Raw genomic sequence first — 19,152 nt, 5'->3', positions numbered from 1 at the left:
GCAGCGGCGCAAAGGCATCGACCATGCCTGGGTAACAATCCCGACACAGCATCCAACGAGGATTGCGCACCTCCACGATGCCAAAGACAGTCCGGATCCGTCGCGTCGTGTAGTCCTTGACCGGCCGTAACCTGTGGCAATCCGGGCAGACCCGACGAAAGAGGGTACGTCTCCGCCTCATGGTTCACGACCGCGCTCTGCAGCGCTGCCATGATGGTCTTGCTGTCCTCGATCGAGAGGCCGAGGTCGCCGTCAAACAGACGTTCCCAGCTCTTGTCGATGCGGACCGCCTTCCGGCAAACGTCTCCGAACTCGTTCCTGCCCTCGATCGTGATCGTCCATTCCACCGCCATCGCTTTCCCTCCGAACAAAGCGGCGCTCATGGACTACGCGGGCCTAACAACCTGTATTCGACCCCAGAGAAATTACCGGTCTCGACGGCTTTGGGGCCGGAAGCTTCGGGCCTGGAACCAGACCCCAGTTGGGCGCAAGCATCGTGGCCTCTGCCCGGTCAGGCATTCACCGGCTCGAGAAATGCCAATTGATTCTGCTCAACGCGGCATGCCTAAACTGCCACCTGCGTCCCGATCTCGACGACGCGTCCGGTCGGGATCTGGAAATACTCGGTCGCATCGGCGGCCGTGCGCGCCAGCCCGATGAACAGCTTGTCCTGCCACACCGGCATGCCGGAATTGGGTGACGCCTTGAGCGAGCGCCGCGACAGGAAGAAGGACGTCGTCATGATGTCGAACTTCCAACCCTGCTTGCGGCAGATCGCCAGCGCACGCGGGATGTTGGGCTGTTCCATGTAGCCGAAGGTCAGTGTCACACGCATGAACAGCTCGTTGATCGTTTCCATCTTGATCCGCTCCCTGTCGGGCACCACGGGCTGCTGCGCCGTCACCACCGAGAGGATGACATTCTGTTCGTGCAGCACCTTGTAGTGCTTCAAGCTGTGCATCAACGCGGTCGGCGCGCTGACCGGATCGCTGGTCAGGAACACGGCCGTACCGGACACCAGCTGCGGTTTCTTCTTCAACAAATTGCCTGCAAGGAAATCGAGCGGAATCTCGTTCCTGCGCGTCTTGTCGAATAGATACCTGCTGCCTCTTATCCAAGTCCACATGGTCATCACGATCACTGCGGCAATGGCAAGCGAGGCCCAGCCGCCTTCGAATACCTTGACGATGTTGGCTGCAAAGAAGCCGGTATCGATGAAGACGAACACCGCCATTAACGCTATCGCGACGCCGAGCGGCGATTTCCAGATGCGCGTCATGACGACATAAAGCAGTATGTTCGTCACCAGCATGTTGCCGGTCACCGAAATACCGTAAGCCGAGGCAAGCTTGCTGGATTCGCCGAAGCCGACCACCAGCAGCATCACCACCAGCGCCAGCAGCATGTTGACGCGCGGCATGTAGATCTGGCCGGACTGTCTATCCGACGTATGCAGGATTTCCAGGCGCGGCAGCATGTTGAGCTGCACTGCTTGCCTGGTTAGCGAGAAAGCGCCGGAGATCACCGCCTGGCTGGCGATGACGGTCGCAGCGGTGGCCAGGACGACCATCGGAATAAGCGTCCAGCCTTCGTTCATCTCGAAGAAGGGATGACCGACCACTCCGTTTTTCGCCAGCACGAATGCGCCTTGCCCGACATAGTTGAGCAACAGGCAAGGAAACACTACCGCCAGCCAGGCAAGCACGATCGGCTTGCGCCCGAAATGGCCGAGGTCGGCATAGAGCGCCTCAGCGCCGGTGACGGCGAGAAAAACCGCACCAACCGTGACGAAGGCGACTTCGGGCGAGTTGATCAGGAATGACACGAAATAATGCGGGCTGATTGCCAGCAGGATTTCCGGGTCGTCCATGATGTGGTTGAGGCCGGAAAGGCCGATGGCCAGGAACCACAGCGCGGTAACGGGCCCGAACACCAATCCTACGCCGCCGGTGCCAAACCGCTGTACCGCAAACACGATCGCCAGGATGGCCAGTGTCAGCGGCACCACATAGGGCTGGAATGTCGGCGTGACGACATTCATACCTTCGACCGCCGACAGTACCGAGATTGCCGGCGTAATGACTGCGTCGCCGAAAAAAAGCGCCGCGCCGACGATGCCGATGCCGAGGATCACCGCCGAGCGGGTCGGGAAACTGTTGCGCGCCAGCGCCATCAGCGACAGCACCCCGCCCTCGCCGCGATTGTCGGCGCGGAGCACGAACATGATATATTTGATCGTCACGATGATCGTCAGCGACCAGATGATCAGCGACAGCACGCCGAGGATGTCGCCACGGTTGGCGACGTTGCCACCGGCTGATGCATGCAACGCCTCGCGAAATGCATAGATCGGGCTGGTGCCGATATCGCCGTAAACGACACCGAGTGCGCCCAGCATCAGCACCTTGGTGCTGTGCTGCTCGACCTCAGAATGGCTCGATTGTTCGACGGGTTCTGCCTCGTTACCAGCATTGGTAAGGGCCATGGACGACACTCCGATAAGCGCGCGGTGCTCTACGCTTGCTGCACTGCAATATCAAGTGCCGTAACGTAATGTCTGCCGTCATCGCCTGTCGTTGCTCGCCTTGGCAGACTCAATAGCGCGCCGGCAGAACCCTCAAGCGCCCAGATCAATGAATGGTTCTCGGCCACAGTGCCCCCCGCGATGCGACCGATGGTGACCAGGGTGTCGGGGCGCACAAGGACGGCGGTTTCCTGACGCCGTTGCTCCAGGTGTGACCGCACCGTTGCTGCGCAAGCCATTTACATGCTCGACCCTGCTCTTCGCCACGCGGTCACCCGAGCCGCGAAAGAATAGCAAAATCAGCTTCGCCGATCCATCCCGCAGCCGGCGAACGATAGCGACGTGCTCGCTCCGTCTAGGCCAAGCCGCGCATACCGCGCGATGGCCTGCCGGCCAGCCCTGACCTCGCTGCGCGCGACGCTATCTCGGCCGTCCGCCAGGACAGAACGCGTGAGAGCACACCTCCGCACATCGGAGCAGAACGGGCCCTTGTCAAATACATCCGTCAGGTATTTGAGATACGAAGACATGACAGCTGGATCGTCTCTAACGGTTGCGCGGATCCCGACAGGACAACCCTGCCCTGCTCAAGCACGAACGCGTGCTGCGCGTATTCCAGCGCCAGCATGGCGTTCTGCTCCACAATCAACACGCATGCACACATGCACAGATGCGTTCCTCATTGGATCTGACTGGTCAGCCACAGTCCTGGGCAGAACCGAAATGGTCGCCACGTTCACGCCAGCTTTTGGCCTCGACCCGATCCCCGGCTGAGCGAGTGCGCATTCCTTTGAGATCGTCGATCTGCCCGAGCATTACAAACAGAGCAATCAGCCCCGCCACCAACTCAGCAAGTGCCTGGCTGGCCAACAGTCCGTTAAAACCCCAAACGACTGGAAATAGCAGTATGGCGGGTATGAAAAGATATCCCTGCCTAGCGAGGGAAACGACCGCACTCAGACGTACTCTCCCCAGTGACTGAAGCAGGGTGATCACAACGTACTGGACACCAAAGAGGCCGAAAAAAAGATGGAATACAACACACGTAGACACGGCGATCTCGGTTACATTCTCGCTATCGCTGAAAAGCGAAACCATCGGCCGGGCAAAAACCATGACCAGGGCAGAAAAGCTGACTGAAAATGGGACGGTTATGGAAAGCATGAACTTCGCGGCCTTCTCTACCCGAGCGAAATCCTGTGCTCCGCAACTGAAACCGAGAACCGCCTGGGAGCCTATGCAGAAGCCGACAATGGGCAGTGCCCCGATTGTTAACAATCGCACGGCTATTCCCACAGCGGCAACGGAATCGTCGCCGAATGGTGCAGCAGCCCGATACAAGAGCATGAATGCAACAGCAGACAAAATACTGGTGATAGTGGCCGGCGCTCCTATGGCGGCGATCTGCTTGATGCAGTCGACGCTCAACGTAATGTAAGAAGTTCGGATACGGACAATCCCACGCTTCTTTAGGAAATATGCGATGTAGACGCCGACGGCGGCGATCTGAGACAACAGCGTCGCAAGCGCCGCTCCTCGAACGCCCAGATCCAGCAAAAATATGAAGATAGGATCGAGTACAGTATTCAGCGCGAAAGCCGTAATCATGGTCCACATGCTGAATCGTGTATTGCCCTCGGCCCTTACGATAAACCCATTGACCACGTTCAGCAGCATAACAGTGTAGCCGAACAAGAGCGTCGATGCGTACTCAAGCGCAGCCGGCATGATTGTCGGACTGGCGCCAAGCATGGCGAGAAACTCGCGCAAATGTAGAAGCAGAGCGACAGTAATCGTCCCTCCGATCGGGACAGCGAGAGCGAGTGCCAAGGTCGCACCTCGACTCGCCTCAAGCGAGTTGCCAGCGCCAAGATTGCGGGAAACGAATGATGCTGTGCCAACGCCGATCCCCTGTCCGACTGCCGTGAGCAGGACAACGATCGGCAAAGTCATGCTGACAGCGGCGATAGCCTGCGCGCCGAGTGTGCCGACAAAGATTGCATTCACGAACTGCTGAAGCGCATTGATCGACAAGCCAATAATCGAGGGAATGGCGAGTCGCATGATGAGGCGGGAAATCTTGTCGTCCGTAAAATTGATTTGTTGTGCCGGTGCAGCCATGCTTTTCTGTTGCCCCTCTTCATCGGCCCCCACCCACATTGGACTCATCCGTCGGTTGGGGATCGGCGAGACCCTTCAAATGCATTGATTGTCTGGAGCAGTTCCTGGCGCAACATAGTGCAGAGGTTGCGGGTCGTTTCGTAGCCAACTTGTCTTGGATCGTATCTCACTTCGATTTGAAGCTCACCAGCTTCGTACCCGACACGAAACCAGAAGAGATAATTCATGGCGGACTGATTCATATCTTCGCCGATCCAAAGCGAGTGCGGATCTCTGGCTAGCAGATGCCGTGGATAATGGCGTTGCAGTCGTGCTCGATAGTTCAGTCCGATCCTAGGCAACGGCAAATGATCGATCCGCTTCCGCACTGCCGGATCCCGATTCAAGAACTTCATCGCCCGAAAACCGATCCCCCGGCGCGGCTGCGCGTTGCGCTGCCGATATATTGAACGAGCGCGATCTGGAGGAGACTCCTTCTCAGTCAGATATAAGGGAAGCGGAACCAGTTCGCCGATATAGCCGATGATCTGAGACGGATCGATGTCGTCGAACAACTCACCTCTGGTCGATGTGAGGCTGTCGATCCAAAGCGAGTAATTCCCGAAAGTGCGACCAAATGCCCCTGACACAGCCGCAAGGAATATATCAAAATCCTCGCATTGCGCAGACGTCGCCGAGACATTGAGAAGTCTGGCCGTCGCCTTCTCGCCGATCGTTATGCAATATTTCGCCTGATCTTTCCAAAGTTGGCTGCAATATTCTTCATTTACCAATCCCTCCAAGCGGGCATTATGGAGCCTTCTTGCAGTTTCATCTAAAAATTCCGCTGCACCCGAGCCAGCATCGCTCACATGCATATCGAGCAGATCATGTCGAACCCCCTCCCAATATTCGAGTTCGGTTGGCGCTTCGCTATCTGCGTAATGGCCCAATCGCGCTAACCACTGAGACAGAGGCGTCGTCTCTGAATCTGCAATGGTCCCGCCCGCGGCCAGCGTAGTGTAGGCGGCTTCCAGTGCATTTAGGAACAGTCGGTACCCAGTCCCGTCAGCTACAAAGTGATGCATCAGAACAAGCAGATAGTAGTCGCCGCTCTCTGATGTCCGGAAGGCTGAAAGCCTAACAAGGGATGTCTGACCGTCAAACCGAAACCCGATTTGACGCTCTGCGCAGGCGCCTTCGATGACCGTCAGCTGTTCTGCCGTGGTCATGCCGACCAGATCTATTTCTTCCACGAGGGGATTGGGTACCGATCCGATTGCCTGAGATAGGCCGCTCTCGGTTTGGACTATTCGAAGTCTCAGTCCTTCGTGCCGACCAATGACATGAGCAAGGGCGCCTTCAAGGATTGATAGTTTCAAGAGACCCGCTGGCAGGAAGAAGAGGTCGCCAATGTTGTAGTGCTCGCCTAATCCGACAAGGCTGTTCCAAGATGAGACGGCAGGAGTCACTCGCAACAGTCCATCGGGGGCCTCAAAGGCAGAGATCGTCGTGGCTGATGCGATTTCCTTGGCCAATTCCCGAATGGTCGGCGTTCTGTACAGTTGGCCAACGGTCAAGCTCAGTCCGGCTTTACGCGCCAGTGTAACGCAACGCACGCTCAGCAGAGAATTTCCGCCGACATCAAAGAAACCGTCGTCGATCCCGATGGATTTGGCGCTCAACAGTTCTTGCCAGATCTCGGCAAGAAGTCGCTCCCGCTCCGTGCGCGGCTCAGCGGATTGGGCACTCCAAAGCTCGCGGGATGGGACAGATGAGAGGCGACGACGATCTATCTTCCCGCTCGCCGTCAGTGGCATACGATCCACCATGCGAAAATCGGATGGAACCATGTAAGATGGCAATTCCTGCCGTAAGTGATTCACAATGTCTCCTGAGGTAAGGCCATCGTGAGCTGGGACCACTATGGCCACCAGTCGGCGATCATCATCCACTCCCTGAACGACTGCGGTGGCCCTGGCAATTCCAGGATGCGCTTCAAGGGCGGTTTCGATTTCCTCCAGCTCAATTCGGAAACCCCGGAGCTTGATTTGGTTGTCCGATCGACCGCAAATCTCCAGAAGACCTTTGGCTGAGACTCGGGCGATATCGCCACTGCGATACAGAAGGCCGTACTGGCAGTCATCGTATGGATTGGGCACGAAACTTTGCTTCGTTCGCTCTCGGTCCCGCCAGTACCCCGTGCTTACGCAGCGTCCCGCGACGCAGAGTTCGCCTGCTACCCCGACGGGAACGCGCTCCAACTGTGCATTGAGCACATAGATCTTCACATTGTCGATTGGGCGCCCGACCGGCACAGCTTTGGAGCCATCGTCGGCCTCCGATGTTGCGTAGACTGCCGCATTAGACGCGCATTCTGTGGCGCCATAAAAATTCCATAGCGGCACATCTGGAAAGCACTGTCGCCAACGAGAAGGAAGCGATGGCGGCATCGGTTCAGCACTGCTTGTGACTATGCGCAAGCTGGTCGTTTCCGTATGTTGTTTTTGAGCGACGATCAGACCGGACAGAATGGGCGGGGAAGCGAATAGCCGAGTCACGCGATGCCTTATCAAGGCGCTCAACAAGAGGTCGGGGTCGAGCAATTGGTCATCGGTCAGGATAAGCGTCGGGACCCCCTTCAGTAGTCCTCCAAAATACTCCCATGCAGCGGCAACAAGTGCCGCCGACTTCTGAACAACGACAACGTCGTCGCCATCAAACGGAAAGCATCGCCACATCCAATTCAGTCGATTTCGTATTGCGGACTCAGGTATGAGAACGCCTTTCGCCTTACCCGTTGAGGATGAGGTATAGATCAAGCTTGCTACACCGTTATCAGGCCGCTCGACCTCGCAGTGCAACGCTCGAGCGGGGTCGTATCTCTCCTGCAGGGATGACAAGCTAACGGACGGCACACCGAAATCGATCTCTTCGTCCGCGCGGGCGTGAATTAGGAGCTTTGCACCGCTATCTCTTACAACGTGGCTGATCCGTTCCTTCGGGTAATCTGGCGATATAGGCACGACGGTCGCCTGCATTGCCCGGATAGCCAAAGTTGTAGTGGCCACTTCAGGTGACCGGTCGATCAGCATGGCGACCATATCGCGCGGCCCTACCTCGCAGGTACGCAGAGCGGACTGGATCGCCGCCATGCGTTCGCGCAGGTGGCCGAATGTGATCTCTCCGAACTCGCCGAAATACGCCACCTGGTCGTTCTTTGCGCTGACCTGATCGAAGGCTTCCACGAGCGAAGCTTCGTTCTCATATACCTGCTCAGGGCCCCTGAGCGCGTCCAGCATGGCGACCTCCGAGGGGCACAGGCAGGTCAGGGCGACAATCGGCTCAGCCGGCCTCTCGAAACAGGCAGCAATAAGGTGGCGAAGATTGGCGGCCATGCGAGCGATCAGGTCACTTGAAAAAATGTCTTCTGCATATGCCAGTTGCAGCGCAATCTCATCGCCCTGGTCTTGCGCATACAGGGTAAGGTCGAACTTCACATAGCCTGTGTCATATTCACGAAAGGTCAGATCCAAATCGCGTTCGGCCGTTGGCTCTTGGGGTTCGGAGTACATGTTGAACATGACTTGGAAGATCGGTGACCGACCGGCTTCGCGGTACAATCGAGCGTCCCTCACCATCCAACTGAATGGATACGCCGAGTTCGCGATGGCATCGCTGACAAGGGCTTGCACATGAGTTACGTGAGCCACAAAGGACTTATTGACATCAATCGTGGTTCGAATTGGTAGCATATTGAGGAAAAATCCAACAATTTCCTCGGTGCCTGTTTTGTCGCGAACGACGTGCGGTATACCGACAATGACATCGTCCTGGCCGCTATACATCCGCAACAGGAGCTTAAAGGATGCCAACAGGATCGTGGATGTGGTGCACCTGTGCCGACGTGCAAACCCCCTCACTTGATCGGACAGTTCTTCACCAAGGGGAACCGCATGCGAGGCCCCACGGTAGGAATTCCCTTTCGGCCGGGGTCGATCACTCGCTAGCAAAAGCGCGGGTGGATTGTCGCCAATCTGCCCACGCCAGTAGCGCCGCTGCTCAACCAGCAAGTCCGGTGTAACATGTACACTTTCCCAGAGCGCATAAGCCGAGAGTGACACACGATGCCCTGGAGAGAACGGGGCAGCATTGGAGTATCTCGTTCGCAAGTCTCTGAGCACGATGGAGATCGACCAAGCATCTATGATGATTTCGTGTGCGGTTATCAGTATTAGGTGGTCATCCGCGGCAAGGCGGATCATGCGCGCACGAAACAAATGGCCATGGCTGAGATCAAAGGCGTCATTGAGCTCGGTCTGCCGCATCTCCGCCACAAGCTCCTCAGCGTCCTGTTGCGTAAGGTGCGTGGTGTCAACCAACTCTAAACTGGCGGAGTGCGGATCATCAAAAATCTGGACCGGCCCGTCTTCATCGCTGAAACGTGCCGAAAGCGCGTCGTGGGCCCCGACAACATCGATCCAAGCTTCATTGAAAGCAGTCAGATCCATTGTCCCTCGTATACGCAGGCCGCCCTGAATGATGTAGTTCTTCGCATCCGGATCGAGCTGCCAGAGGAACCACAGGTGTTCCTGTACCCGTGTCAGCGTTGATCGTCCGTGCTTCCGGCCCGCTGGAAGCACGTTCTGTGTCGTTCCGGATTGGCTTGATAGCGATGCCGCCAGCGACCTGACCGTCCCATTTAGCACCAGCCTGAAATCCACCTTCGCCCTGAGCTGCCTCTGCAGCTGGGCTAATACAAGCATCGCCCGGAGCGAGTCCCCACCAAGGTCCATGAACTGGTCGTTCACGCCGATACTTTTGATGCGAAGAACGCTGGACCAGATATCGCGCAGCTTTTGTTCGAGTTCCGTCTTTGGTTCCTCGAACGGATTCAGCAGCTGAGGGCGAATGGTCGTCGGGTCCGGCAAAGCCGCAAAGTCTACTTTGCCGTTTCTGGTAATTGGAATGGCATCGATATGAATGATTCGCTCCGGGACCATGTATGCAGGAAGCGTTTCGGCAACAAAGCTTCGGAGTCCACTTTCCAAGACGTCGGGAGGGGCCGATACATAGGCCACTATCCGTCTTGGCCTGAACCCTCCGTCGGCCTTGGTTATTTCTCTTGCTGTGAGCTTCACGCCTTCATTGACGGGTGCTACGGCGACGGCGCCACTTACCGAAGGATGGGTGCAGAGCCGAGACTCAATCTCTCCAAGCTCGACTCGGTGCCCCCGGATCTTGACCTGACGGTCTCGCCTGCCAAGACATTCCAGGAGGCCGTCAGCTCTGAAGCGTCCGAGATCGCCTGTCTTGTAAAGGCGCCGATGGGAGGGATGGTTGGAGAACGGGTTTCGAAAAAAAGCATCTTTGGTACGCGAGCTATCATTGATATAGCCAGCAGCGACACCGACTCCGCTGACACAGATCTCGCCGACTTCACCCGTCGTGCACAGCCGCCATCCATCGGCGACATAGACCTCAAGATTGGAGATCGGCCGGCCGATCGGCACATAGGCTTCAGATGCACTAGGCGGGACAGAAATCACATGGTGGGTAACCCCATCCGCACATTCTGTCGGGCCATAGTGATTAAGAATCGGGACTTGGGGATACAGTGCCAGCCAGGCGCGCGCCAGGGCAGGCGTCAGCGGCTCGCCGACCGTGGAGATCATGCGCAAGGCGATGAGAAGCCGCTCATCGGCCGCGAGTGTCTGCAGATACTCAACAAATATGGCAAGCACCGATGGGACGAATTGGACAATTGTAACGCCTTGTCCCTGCAGCGCCTTAAGAAGAGCGATCGGAGATTTAAGCGTGGCATCGTCTATAATCGCGACGCGGCTTCCAACGCATAGCCCTGCCAAGAGCTGCCACAGCGAGATGTCAAAGCAATGCGATGCAGTTTGAGCGATGCAGTCCTTCTCGGTCAACTCAAGCGCATCGATCTTGGCTATCAAATGGTTGTTTAGTCCGGCACGCTCGACCGTCGCACCCTTGGGCGACCCTGTCGACCCGGACGTAAACAAGATGTAAGCGGGACCGCACTCAGCCGAAGAGGGCATCGCAGGAGACGCACGGTCCCCAATCAACGCGGTCTGCACCGTCATGAATTCTCGATTGCCGTGACGGTTTTCTTGAAGCAGACCAAGGGCTTCCGGTCGCTCTTGCCCGATAATCAGAGTGCATCCGCTCTGCTCGACCATGAATGAAATGCGTAAGGCCGGTGAAGATGGGTCGAGCGGCAAATATGTTGAGCCCCCCTTCAGAATTGCGATTACTGTAGCGGCCCAATTGGGATTTCGTGCACCACAATAGCTCACTACCGCTCCCACCGCGCAGCGCTCTCGTAGAGTGCTCGCGATTCTAGCCGACATGACTCGCAGTTCACCATATGTGAGTTCCGTCGTGCCATGCGTAATCGCGATTCTGTCCGGAAACGATGCCCCGATTTCATCGATAGCCGCGATCACATCGGTGAGCCGACGTCCGACCAGCTTGTGCTTCTCACGTGAATCTTCGTTAAACATGCGCATCCAGCTCTGCGCCGCTAGCTCCGCGACACTCGAAACCTACAATTTTTGGGGCAGGCCCCGTTCTAGAGTCCAAGTTGCGCCGGCCGTCGGTGACCACGAACGAGGTCGGAATTCGGAGAAAAGCTGGGATCCATCCAAGCTTGTTCATTTCGCCTGTTGCGACTCCGATAACCCGAGTCCGCTCTTCTTGTATTGATGCAGCTGGACCAGATGGGGCATGGCCGCGACACATGTTCCGCACCAAGTTGCCCAAAATTCGTCGACGCCAGCCTGGAAGCTCGTGAGGGGCTCGCCAGGCGACCAGGTCTCCACCTTTGATCGATGGATCCGAGGCTCCATCTGCAAGACCATGTTGCTCTCCAAAGGTTGCGCCACTCTATGCGCGAGGTTGTCTTCCTCTTAGAGATGAGGCAGCCCTCACCCAATGTTGCCGCATCTCAATCAGCAAAGGCCGTGCCAGCGCGCTCAGCGCACGGGAGCGCATGATTGCGCATTGAAAACCACCACAGTGCCCAAGATGGCAGGTTGTAATGAACGTGACATGTTTTCTGATGCTGTCAGGTTTTGGACACGCATCACGCGCTTTCGCGCCGCCAGAAAAGCGTGGCCAGCTACGACGCGACCGCGCGGACCTCACCGTCTTTGACCTCGAGATCAATGTCGCTCAGCGCCTTGACGCCGCCAAAGGAAATGCCGACCCCGCTCAGAGCCAGCATCGCATTAGCATTTTGCCGATTGGCGCGCCTGGCGCGTGTCCTCGTCATTGTATTGCACCAGATCCTCGAAGGAGGATTTCGCCCAATTGCCTTCGCCTTCCGGCGAGGCCTTGCCGGCATTCTTGACCTGATCGGCAAAACCCTGGACTGCCTCTGGGTTGGCCTTGGCGATGATCTCGTCGAGCACTGCGCGCGCCTCTGCCTCGGTCTCGCGAGCGATGGCGAAGGCATTGACGCCGATCTCGACCTTGTGGCCATTGGCCTTCGCCTTGGCACGGATGTCGTCGACCTGCTTCGCGGATCTCCTCCGGCGTGTTGCCGTTGGTGAAATACCAGTCGGAGACCCGCGAAGCCATGTCGCGCGCGGCGCGCGACGAGCCGCCCTGGAAGATCTCGGGCAAGGGCTCGATCGGCTTGGGCTTCATCGAATAGTTGGTGAAGCGGTAGAAATCGCCCTTCAGCGTGAAACTATCCTCGGTCCAGATGCCACGCAGCGCTCGGATAAATTCTCTCACAGAACTTGGTTGCAACATGATCCCAGATTCATTGGCGATCGTGCCCTAGGATATCCATTCCGACCCTGCCGACGACGCGTCAATGATCGCAACTTCACCCCAAGAATTCGGATGAACTGTCCACGTCTCGAAGTGGGCTACGCGTGCTGCTACTTGGTCTAACCCAACAGAAGGCGCCGCATCCAGGCGAGAAATCCTCCCTTGCGCGGCTGCTCCGGATTGGATTCCTGCATGGACGTTTTCCGCAGGCGGTCGCGCTGAGCGTCTGCGGGGTACTCGGCGAGCCCGCGGTCAACAAGCTTGCGTGCGGCACGCGCTACGTTCCACGGAATCTCGTTGAGCTCTTCCGCGATCTCGTGCGTGGATCTGAATCTGACGGCGTCCAGAGCCGCCAAGACGTCGGCCTCAAGAGCTGCATCATAGGCCGGCTCTTGGTTGCCCATTTCAAAGCGGTCGCACCAGATAATCCGGCTTTGCCACACGATGAAGTGGCTCTTGCAGCCGCCATCGCGCCAAACGGATGGCGAGAGGCTGATCGCGTTGCCTTTGCGGTAAAGACGCCAAGCCTTTCCCGCCCACGGATCGAGGTTGACGGAAAGAGACCCGCCACAGCCGTCCGGGCAGGCAATGAGCAGTGAACGGGGCTTTCCCCGGTGCACGAGAACGGCATCACCGGGTTCCCGCAGCAACGGATCGCCGTCGTGCCGGTGCTTTGCCAAGCACGAGACCGTGAAACATTCCAGTGGTGAGTATGTTCGCGACGCCGTCCACGTCAATTCGGTGGAGGGCTTCAACGCCCGCGTCCGCCGTACCATCGCCGGCATCTTTCATCATATCAACCCGCAACATGCCGACCTGTATTTCCACGAGATTGGCTTCCGATGTTCGCAGCGCGTGGTGTCTGGGAGCGCCGTTCGGAAAAACCGGCATGGTCGAGAAGTCTTGAGAACCATCTGGTCGCGCGTGCGCCGGCGCTGCAACTACTGAGCGTCTTTCGCGCCGCCACGGGGCGTCAGATGCGCCGAAGCCCGGACGGCGGAATCATCATCAAATCAACCGTAGCTGCCTTTGGTTGATAAAGGCCACGTACGATTTCGCACTGCTCTTGTTCCTACCCCATGACGGCGTGAAGCGGCTGATGACCATTTCTGGTGTCGACAAGACCGTCGCGTTGGCGACGAAGGGGGTGATCGGCAGCGCGTCCCGCTTCGACGAGCCACAGAAGCTTGTAAGCTAGCTCGGGCTGAATCCCAGCGTCAGGCAGTGCGTGCCAGGGCTCGCCTGCCAGGGGCGGATCAGGAAATAGGGCCGTGGACAGCCCGCGGCATGCTCGTCGAAGCGGCTCGGGCGGCAGCACGCGCGCCGGCGCCATTCCGTGATTTCGCTTGACATACTGAAGGCGACCGACCGGTGCCGACCACATGGTGTTTCACTCCTACAAACAATACTGTCGCTATTGACCCAAACTGTCGACTATCGAACAGACGCAGCATAGCGAAACGTGTTGCATTTCGTGCGCTGCCCTCAACGCGAGAAGAAGGAAGAGCGCGACGCGAAGGTGCGCCGGCCCAACTTGAGTATCAGCGCGCGCAGCTACGTCCTCAGGATGGCACCTCACTTGCACATCAACTTTGGGAAGCCGTTGTAACGGCTTTGTCCCCAACCAAAGGAGATGACATGGCAATTGGCCCAGAAGTACTGAATTGCCCTTTCGCAGCGGCTGGTGGGGATTCTCGGCACTGTTGTTGATGCCCTAGCGCGCGGTGCTCGCCATTCGGCATGACCTGCCGTTTCTCCGCTCCACGGGAACGCAGCTTGGCAGTGATGATGCTTTGCTGCCAGGCAGTCCTGATCGACAGCCCGCCACAACCAAAGTTTCTTCCCGGGGATGGTGATGAGGACTTCGTCCAGGTGCCAAACATCATTGGGGCTGGGCCGCTTTGCGCGTAGTCGTCGAACGCACTCGGGGCCGAACCTCTTCCTCCAGCGGCGGATCGTTTCACAGGAGACGACGATCCCGCGCTCCAGAATTTCCTCGACCAGGCGCAGGCCCAAAGGGACCGCTAATAAAGCCCACACCGCATGGGGGACAAGCTCGGCGGTAGAGCGCTGGCGTTTGTAGCTGGTGTGCATGAACCTGCGTCTACTCAGCGCCTCCCCACGAGAAGTTACCGCGACAACGCCCCAAATTATAAAGACCCGGGTGGGACATTTTGGACAATGCACTTAAAAAATATCTTTCTGCCGAACTCGCCCGCGGAACCATATCGGTTGAAATCGATCGCAGCCTAATGCCCCCCGATGCAATGTTCGGGTTCGCGGAGCGCATCAATCCCAAACGGTCTTTCCTGTTCGCTTCCAAGCTGCTTGGACGTCACAGTCCCGTTCGGCCTTCGCTGATGCGAAAGACGTACAAACTTCTGGCCGACCAAATTTCACCCGATCTCGAAGGGCCAATCCTGTTCATAGGCATGGCCGAAACTGCTGTCGGGCTGGGAGCGGGCGTGCACCAGCAATATTCAGAACAATATGACCGGGACGACACCGTTTACATTTGCACTACCAGGCACGCACTAGGTTTGCCCCTAATCTGTGAGTTCCAGGAGGAGCACAGTCACGCCCCAGGACATCTCGTACACTGGCCGCTCGTGCCGGGCCTGGTCTCGATGGTCAAGAACGCCCGGACGCTTGTTTTAATTGACGATGAAGCGTCGACCGGAAAAACATTCGGTAATCTGTTCGCAGCTCTGCCTGCCAGCATCAGGTCGAACCTTCGCAGTACGGTGCTCGTCACCCTTACGGATTGGTCAGATGGTGCTGCCGAACAGATGATCGCAGCCAACGTGAAGCGCGCGTCAATCCTTTCCGGGCGGTATCGCTGGGATGCAAACGGTTTGAACATCAACGCGCCGGAAGTGCCGTCTGTTGAGACAAAAAGGGGTAAAGTCATTTCGCCCGACAAGGATATCGACTGGGCTCGGCTGGGTGTCTCCCGGCACCGTCTTCAACTGGATGGTGAGGCGGCATCGTCGGGCGCTACGCTGGTACTTGGTACAGGAGAAAACGTTTGGCAGCCGTTCCTGCTTGCGGAAAAATTGGAGACGGAAGGAGCTGACGTCCACTACTCATCGGTTACCCGATCACCGATTTCAGTGGGTCACGCGATTGTAAAGAAAATCTCATTTGAGGACAATTACGGCGGGCATGTGTTCAATTATCTGTACAATGTCGCCCCGTCAGAATACGTGAAAATTCTCCTGTGCTCCGAGACGAATGAAGCGGAGATAAGTCCTATACTTATGCACTTCTTGGAACGGGCAACCGTAGTAATTCCCCAGTAAGTGGTTTCTCATTGAGACTCCTTATCATACCAACATTTCACGTGGTGTTGCAGTCGTACGCCTGAAGTTCCGGTAAGTGGCGGAGGAAGGGAAGACTTTTTTGAAGACGCAAAGTAAATTCATTTCGGGCACGTATCCCAGTACGGACGTCACGTTTCTTTTGAAGATCGTTACTTTGGAGGCAATCGACAACGCTTCGAAGGAAGCGGCGATACAGTCCGGCCTACGCCATTATTCGGAAATGATTTCTTTCGAAAGCGTGCCCGAAGCCGGCTACATGGCAATATTCTATGAAGCGATGTCAGTTGGCGCTGCGAGAATGGGACGCGAGGTAGCAGCTCTCGCGCGGTCTATCTCAAATCAAATGAACGGCCCGATCACGTTGGCGAGCCTCGTTCGGGCCGGGGTGCCTTTGGGTGTTCTCCTCAAGCGTGCGTTGTCGCGCATGGGAAAGGACGTCCAACACTTTGGCATTTCGGTCATCCGGGACCGCGGAATTGACAGCAATGCAATGCGCCACATCATTGAGCGGCGGCCCATTGAAGGCCTGCTGTTTGTTGATGGCTGGACCGGCAAAGGCGCTATCGCCACCGAGCTGGAACGGAGCTTCCATTCATTTTCTGCACAACCGCCAAAGCTGGTGGTTCTGTCTGATCCCTGTGGCCGGGCGTGGCTTGCGGCGTCGGGCGAAGACTGGCTCATTCCATCGGGAATACTCGGAAGCACCGTGTCCGGGCTGATCAGCCGTTCGATACTGAACGAGGAGGTCACAGGTCCGGAAGATTTTCACGGTACAGTCAGATGGGATCACTTGATGTCCCACGACATCTCAGCTGTTTTCGTGGACAGTGTATGGACACATGCCGTCACCGCATTGGACCGAAATATTGATCTCGCGCAGTGGACGATCAACGACCGCTCAAGCCATCAGAGACGATCGCGGCAGGCAATCAATCGAATTGCTGCAGAGTTTGCCGTTGAGAATACCAATCGGATCAAGCCAGGAATTGCGGAAGCCACAAGGGCAATTCTGCGCCGCATGCCTCAAATTGTCCTCCTGTCTTCCGGTGAAGACGCTGAGCTGGCAGCGCTGCGGCATTTGATTCGGGAGAAAAATGTCCAGTTCCAAGTCGTTCCGAAAAAAATCCAGCCATATCGCGCCATTACCTTGATCCGAAAGGTTTGAAAGCAAATACGTCGCCGTTTGAGCCAAATTTCCGCACCGTTTCAACCAGGATCGAGCGCGGGGCCGGCGTTCGATTCATGCGGCTTGCTGATCGGCGTCGTGACTGCAATTCTTGTTAGCGGACAGAATGTCACTTTTGCGATTAAAACAGGGCTGGCCGTCGCTTTGAGGGAAGCGGTTGGCCTAGCTGTGAACGCAAAACAAAAGTCATCTGCCCGGGATCTTTCCGAGTTGACGAAAACGGATTCCAAACATGTATGACGGATCAAGTGCAATGTCTGATCAACCCGCCAAATTCGCAGATCATGCCATGCAGCCAATCGTCTTTGCCGATCTGGATGATACATTGTTCCAAACGCGCGCAAAGTGTCCGAAAGGCAGCCAGCATAAACTAGCGCTAGCTGCGATCTCCTCGAACGGACATCATTCCATGATGACCCCGCGGCAGGTTGCGATAATCGATTGGCTGCTGAGTACGTCACAAGTCATTCCCGTCACGGCACGTGGCACAACGGCCTACGGGAACGTCAAGATCGCATTCAACAGCTATGCAATTGTTGCCAACGGCGCTGTCATCCTTAAACCGGACGGTGCGCATCTGAAGGAATGGCACGATGTCATTTCTAAGGAACTGATCCCTCACAGGGAGGCACTGAACAAGGTACTTGAAATAGGTCGGCAAGGAGCCGAAGCTGGCAAAATGTCTGTTCGTTCGTGGATCGTTGAAGAAATGGAGATGGCCACATACGCAGTCTTCAAAGAAAACAACGGTGATGGCAAGAGGCTGGCGGAACTGAAATTCGAGTTCGACGATGCGGGTTGGATACGGCATCACAACGGAAACAACTTCGCGCTCATTCCCCCGCCGGTTTCAAAGCGCCGGGCAGTAGAATTCCTCTTGAAGAAACTCCGCTCGGAGTCCGGAGATAGGCCAGCGATCGGATTCGGTGACAGCGCAAGCGATCTCGGCTATCTCAATTTGTGCGACTGGTGGGGTGCGCCATCGCGCTCGCAGATTTCGGCGATGCTGAACGTGCCATCGAAGACTTTTTTTGCGGGCCTTGCTTGAACGACGGGAAAACCATGTGCACTGCGCGGCCCCGCGCCGCGCGATTCGCCTTGACGCAACTCGCCGACCAGATCGAGGTGACCGGCCAATTGTTACCGCTGTGGTTTTGCTTTGATAGCCGAGGCCGCCTGATGGCTACGATCACCTACGTTTCCACCATCAACCGCGTCGCGAAAAAGCTTGGAGAATATCCTGAGCTCCTTCAGGCGTCAGCAACGACGACAACCTCTACGGCAGTGTCATCAGGGCGCCGGAAAGAGCAGCAGCTCGAGGCCTTCGTCATCCATCCCTTCAGGCAGCGGCGAGCTCAGCCCAGCAAGACGGGCGCGCCGCAGATAACATCCACGATGCTATTGGGTTCTGTCGCAAATCGTGCTTTTGGTCACAACGGCACGCTTTCGCGCCGATGATCATGCTGCAAGGATTTCGAACTGCGCTGCGATCGAGCGACGTGGATTATCGGCGAACCTCGCCTGCCGTTTGGTAAGCGCGTAGCTGATGCCGTTTAGCGCTGGTATTTCCACGGCATGAGCGCCTCGATGTCGCTGTTTGGCCAGCCATTGGCGATACGCTCGAGGGTCTGGGTGAGCCAGGCGTGCGGATCGACCTAGTTCATCTTGGCGGTTTATGCCGACCGCCGAACTATGCGTAACCATTCGGCCAGGGCCGCGGTAACTATGATTTCGGGCGACGGTTTTCTGCGCTAGGTTTCGGCGGTGCGTGACCCGCAGCCCTGCGCTCGTCGACGATATGCCGAAGGTTGTCGATGCCGTCTTCGGTGAAGACGAAATTTGTGCATTGCAATATCTGCGGCGATCGATATGATCTTGTTGTCGGCCATCTACTCCTCCCAGATGCGATGCCGGCGCTGAATGCGGTGCACCTCCTCCGCGCTGCATTTGAAATCGAGCCCACTGCCACCTCCTCCCGGCAGTGGGCTTTTTCTTTGTATGAGCGGCAATTTGGCCCTTGGCCGACGTATTGGCTTCTAGAGCACGTCCTGTTTAATCCGGTTCATATCCTGCGGCTTTGAAGTAGTTGGCACATTCGGCTGGGGTGAAGAGGTCGACGACCGCGCCGACCACGTCCCACAGAGCCTTGATGGTTCTCTCGGCCTTTGCTCGCAGCAGCGCCTTGAGTTTGGCGAAGGCGTTCTCAATCGGAT

9 protein-coding genes and 7 pseudogenes are annotated in these 19,152 nt (G+C 56.9%); 6 read left to right on the top strand and 10 right to left on the bottom strand.

Annotation, left to right across the window (positions count from 1 at the left end; genetic code table 11):
• The 7 genes and pseudogenes from EN807_RS36125 to EN807_RS31595 all read right to left on the bottom strand — a co-directional run.
• Positions 1-383, bottom strand: a pseudogene (locus EN807_RS36125) (hypothetical protein); the annotation flags it as partial.
• Positions 384-565: 182 nt separating this feature from the next.
• Positions 566-2,485, bottom strand: a complete 1,920-nt coding sequence (locus tag EN807_RS31620; protein ID WP_135937867.1) for a potassium transporter Kup — start codon at positions 2,483-2,485, stop codon at positions 566-568.
• Between the two features lie 586 nt (positions 2,486-3,071).
• Positions 3,072-3,176 (bottom strand): annotated as a pseudogene (locus EN807_RS37075) (ABC transporter ATP-binding protein); the annotation flags it as partial.
• Positions 3,177-3,220: 44 nt separating this feature from the next.
• Positions 3,221-4,684: an MATE family efflux transporter gene (locus EN807_RS31615; protein ID WP_128177810.1), complete on the bottom strand. Its 1,464-nt coding sequence runs from the start codon at positions 4,682-4,684 to the stop codon at positions 3,221-3,223.
• A 5-nt stretch (positions 4,685-4,689) separates the two neighbouring features.
• Positions 4,690-11,160 (bottom strand): non-ribosomal peptide synthetase, encoded by a 6,471-nt coding sequence (locus EN807_RS31610; protein WP_246684483.1) that lies wholly within the window; start codon positions 11,158-11,160, stop codon positions 4,690-4,692.
• 759 nt (positions 11,161-11,919) lie between these two features.
• A pseudogene (locus tag EN807_RS31600) lies at positions 11,920-12,385 on the bottom strand (LLM class flavin-dependent oxidoreductase); the annotation flags it as partial.
• 164 nt (positions 12,386-12,549) lie between these two features.
• A complete protein-coding gene (locus EN807_RS31595) occupies positions 12,550-13,206 on the bottom strand; it encodes a DUF6527 family protein (RefSeq protein ID WP_246684482.1) in 657 nt (218 codons plus the stop codon).
• Here EN807_RS31595 and EN807_RS31590 point away from each other — a divergent pair.
• Both EN807_RS31590 and EN807_RS35890 read left to right on the top strand, forming a co-directional pair.
• Positions 13,103-13,467: pseudogene (locus tag EN807_RS31590) on the top strand (transposase); the annotation flags it as partial. The gene EN807_RS31595 and the pseudogene EN807_RS31590 overlap by 104 nt on opposite strands.
• Positions 13,464-13,628 (top strand): hypothetical protein, encoded by a 165-nt coding sequence (locus tag EN807_RS35890; RefSeq protein ID WP_164759513.1) that lies wholly within the window; start codon positions 13,464-13,466, stop codon positions 13,626-13,628. The pseudogene EN807_RS31590 and the gene EN807_RS35890, both read left to right, overlap by 4 nt.
• A gap of 471 nt (positions 13,629-14,099) precedes the next feature.
• Here EN807_RS35890 and EN807_RS31585 read toward each other — a convergent pair.
• Positions 14,100-14,524: pseudogene (locus EN807_RS31585) on the bottom strand (transposase); the annotation flags it as partial.
• A gap of 80 nt (positions 14,525-14,604) precedes the next feature.
• Here EN807_RS31585 and EN807_RS31580 point away from each other — a divergent pair.
• The 4 genes from EN807_RS31580 (at position 14,605) to EN807_RS35885 (ending at position 18,397) form a co-directional block, all read left to right on the top strand.
• The gene (locus EN807_RS31580) at positions 14,605-15,732 is read left to right on the top strand and encodes a phosphoribosyltransferase domain-containing protein (RefSeq protein ID WP_245485625.1); all 1,128 of its coding nucleotides are present in this window, start codon (positions 14,605-14,607) and stop codon (positions 15,730-15,732) included.
• A gap of 100 nt (positions 15,733-15,832) precedes the next feature.
• On the top strand, positions 15,833-16,918 hold the full coding sequence (locus EN807_RS31575) for a cysteine protease StiP domain-containing protein (RefSeq protein ID WP_135937865.1): 1,086 nt from the start codon (positions 15,833-15,835) through the stop codon (positions 16,916-16,918).
• Positions 16,919-17,192: 274 nt separating this feature from the next.
• Positions 17,193-17,987, top strand: a complete 795-nt coding sequence (locus EN807_RS31570) for a hypothetical protein (RefSeq protein ID WP_246684481.1) — start codon at positions 17,193-17,195, stop codon at positions 17,985-17,987.
• A 50-nt stretch (positions 17,988-18,037) separates the two neighbouring features.
• Positions 18,038-18,397, top strand: coding sequence for a hypothetical protein (locus EN807_RS35885; RefSeq protein ID WP_189522648.1), 360 nt, complete (start codon positions 18,038-18,040; stop codon positions 18,395-18,397).
• A gap of 95 nt (positions 18,398-18,492) precedes the next feature.
• Here EN807_RS35885 and EN807_RS31565 read toward each other — a convergent pair.
• Both EN807_RS31565 and EN807_RS31560 read right to left on the bottom strand, forming a co-directional pair.
• Positions 18,493-18,612, bottom strand: a pseudogene (locus EN807_RS31565) (transposase domain-containing protein); the annotation flags it as partial.
• A gap of 379 nt (positions 18,613-18,991) precedes the next feature.
• Positions 18,992-19,152: pseudogene (locus tag EN807_RS31560) on the bottom strand (IS630 family transposase); the annotation flags it as partial.

It is taken from the genome of Mesorhizobium sp. M5C.F.Ca.ET.164.01.1.1 (assembly GCF_004792125.1).
Classification (GTDB): Bacteria; Pseudomonadota; Alphaproteobacteria; order Rhizobiales; family Rhizobiaceae; genus Mesorhizobium; species Mesorhizobium wenxiniae.
The sequence above is the reverse complement of the archived record's forward strand: the minus strand, read 5'-3'. Positions and strand labels throughout refer to the sequence as shown.

Excerpts from the sequence above, each read along its gene's own strand:
- EN807_RS31620 (WP_135937867.1), bottom strand. The coding sequence starts at position 2,485 with ATGGCCCTTACCAATGCTGGTAACGAGGCAGAACCCGTCGAACAATCG.
- EN807_RS31615 (WP_128177810.1), bottom strand. The coding sequence starts at position 4,684 with ATGTGGGTGGGGGCCGATGAAGAGGGGCAACAGAAAAGCATGGCTGCA.
- EN807_RS31610 (WP_246684483.1), bottom strand. The coding sequence starts at position 11,160 with ATGCGCATGTTTAACGAAGATTCACGTGAGAAGCACAAGCTGGTCGGA.
- EN807_RS31595 (WP_246684482.1), bottom strand. The coding sequence starts at position 13,206 with ATGGTACGGCGGACGCGGGCGTTGAAGCCCTCCACCGAATTGACGTGG.
- EN807_RS31570 (WP_246684481.1), top strand. The coding sequence starts at position 17,193 with ATGTCTGATCAACCCGCCAAATTCGCAGATCATGCCATGCAGCCAATC.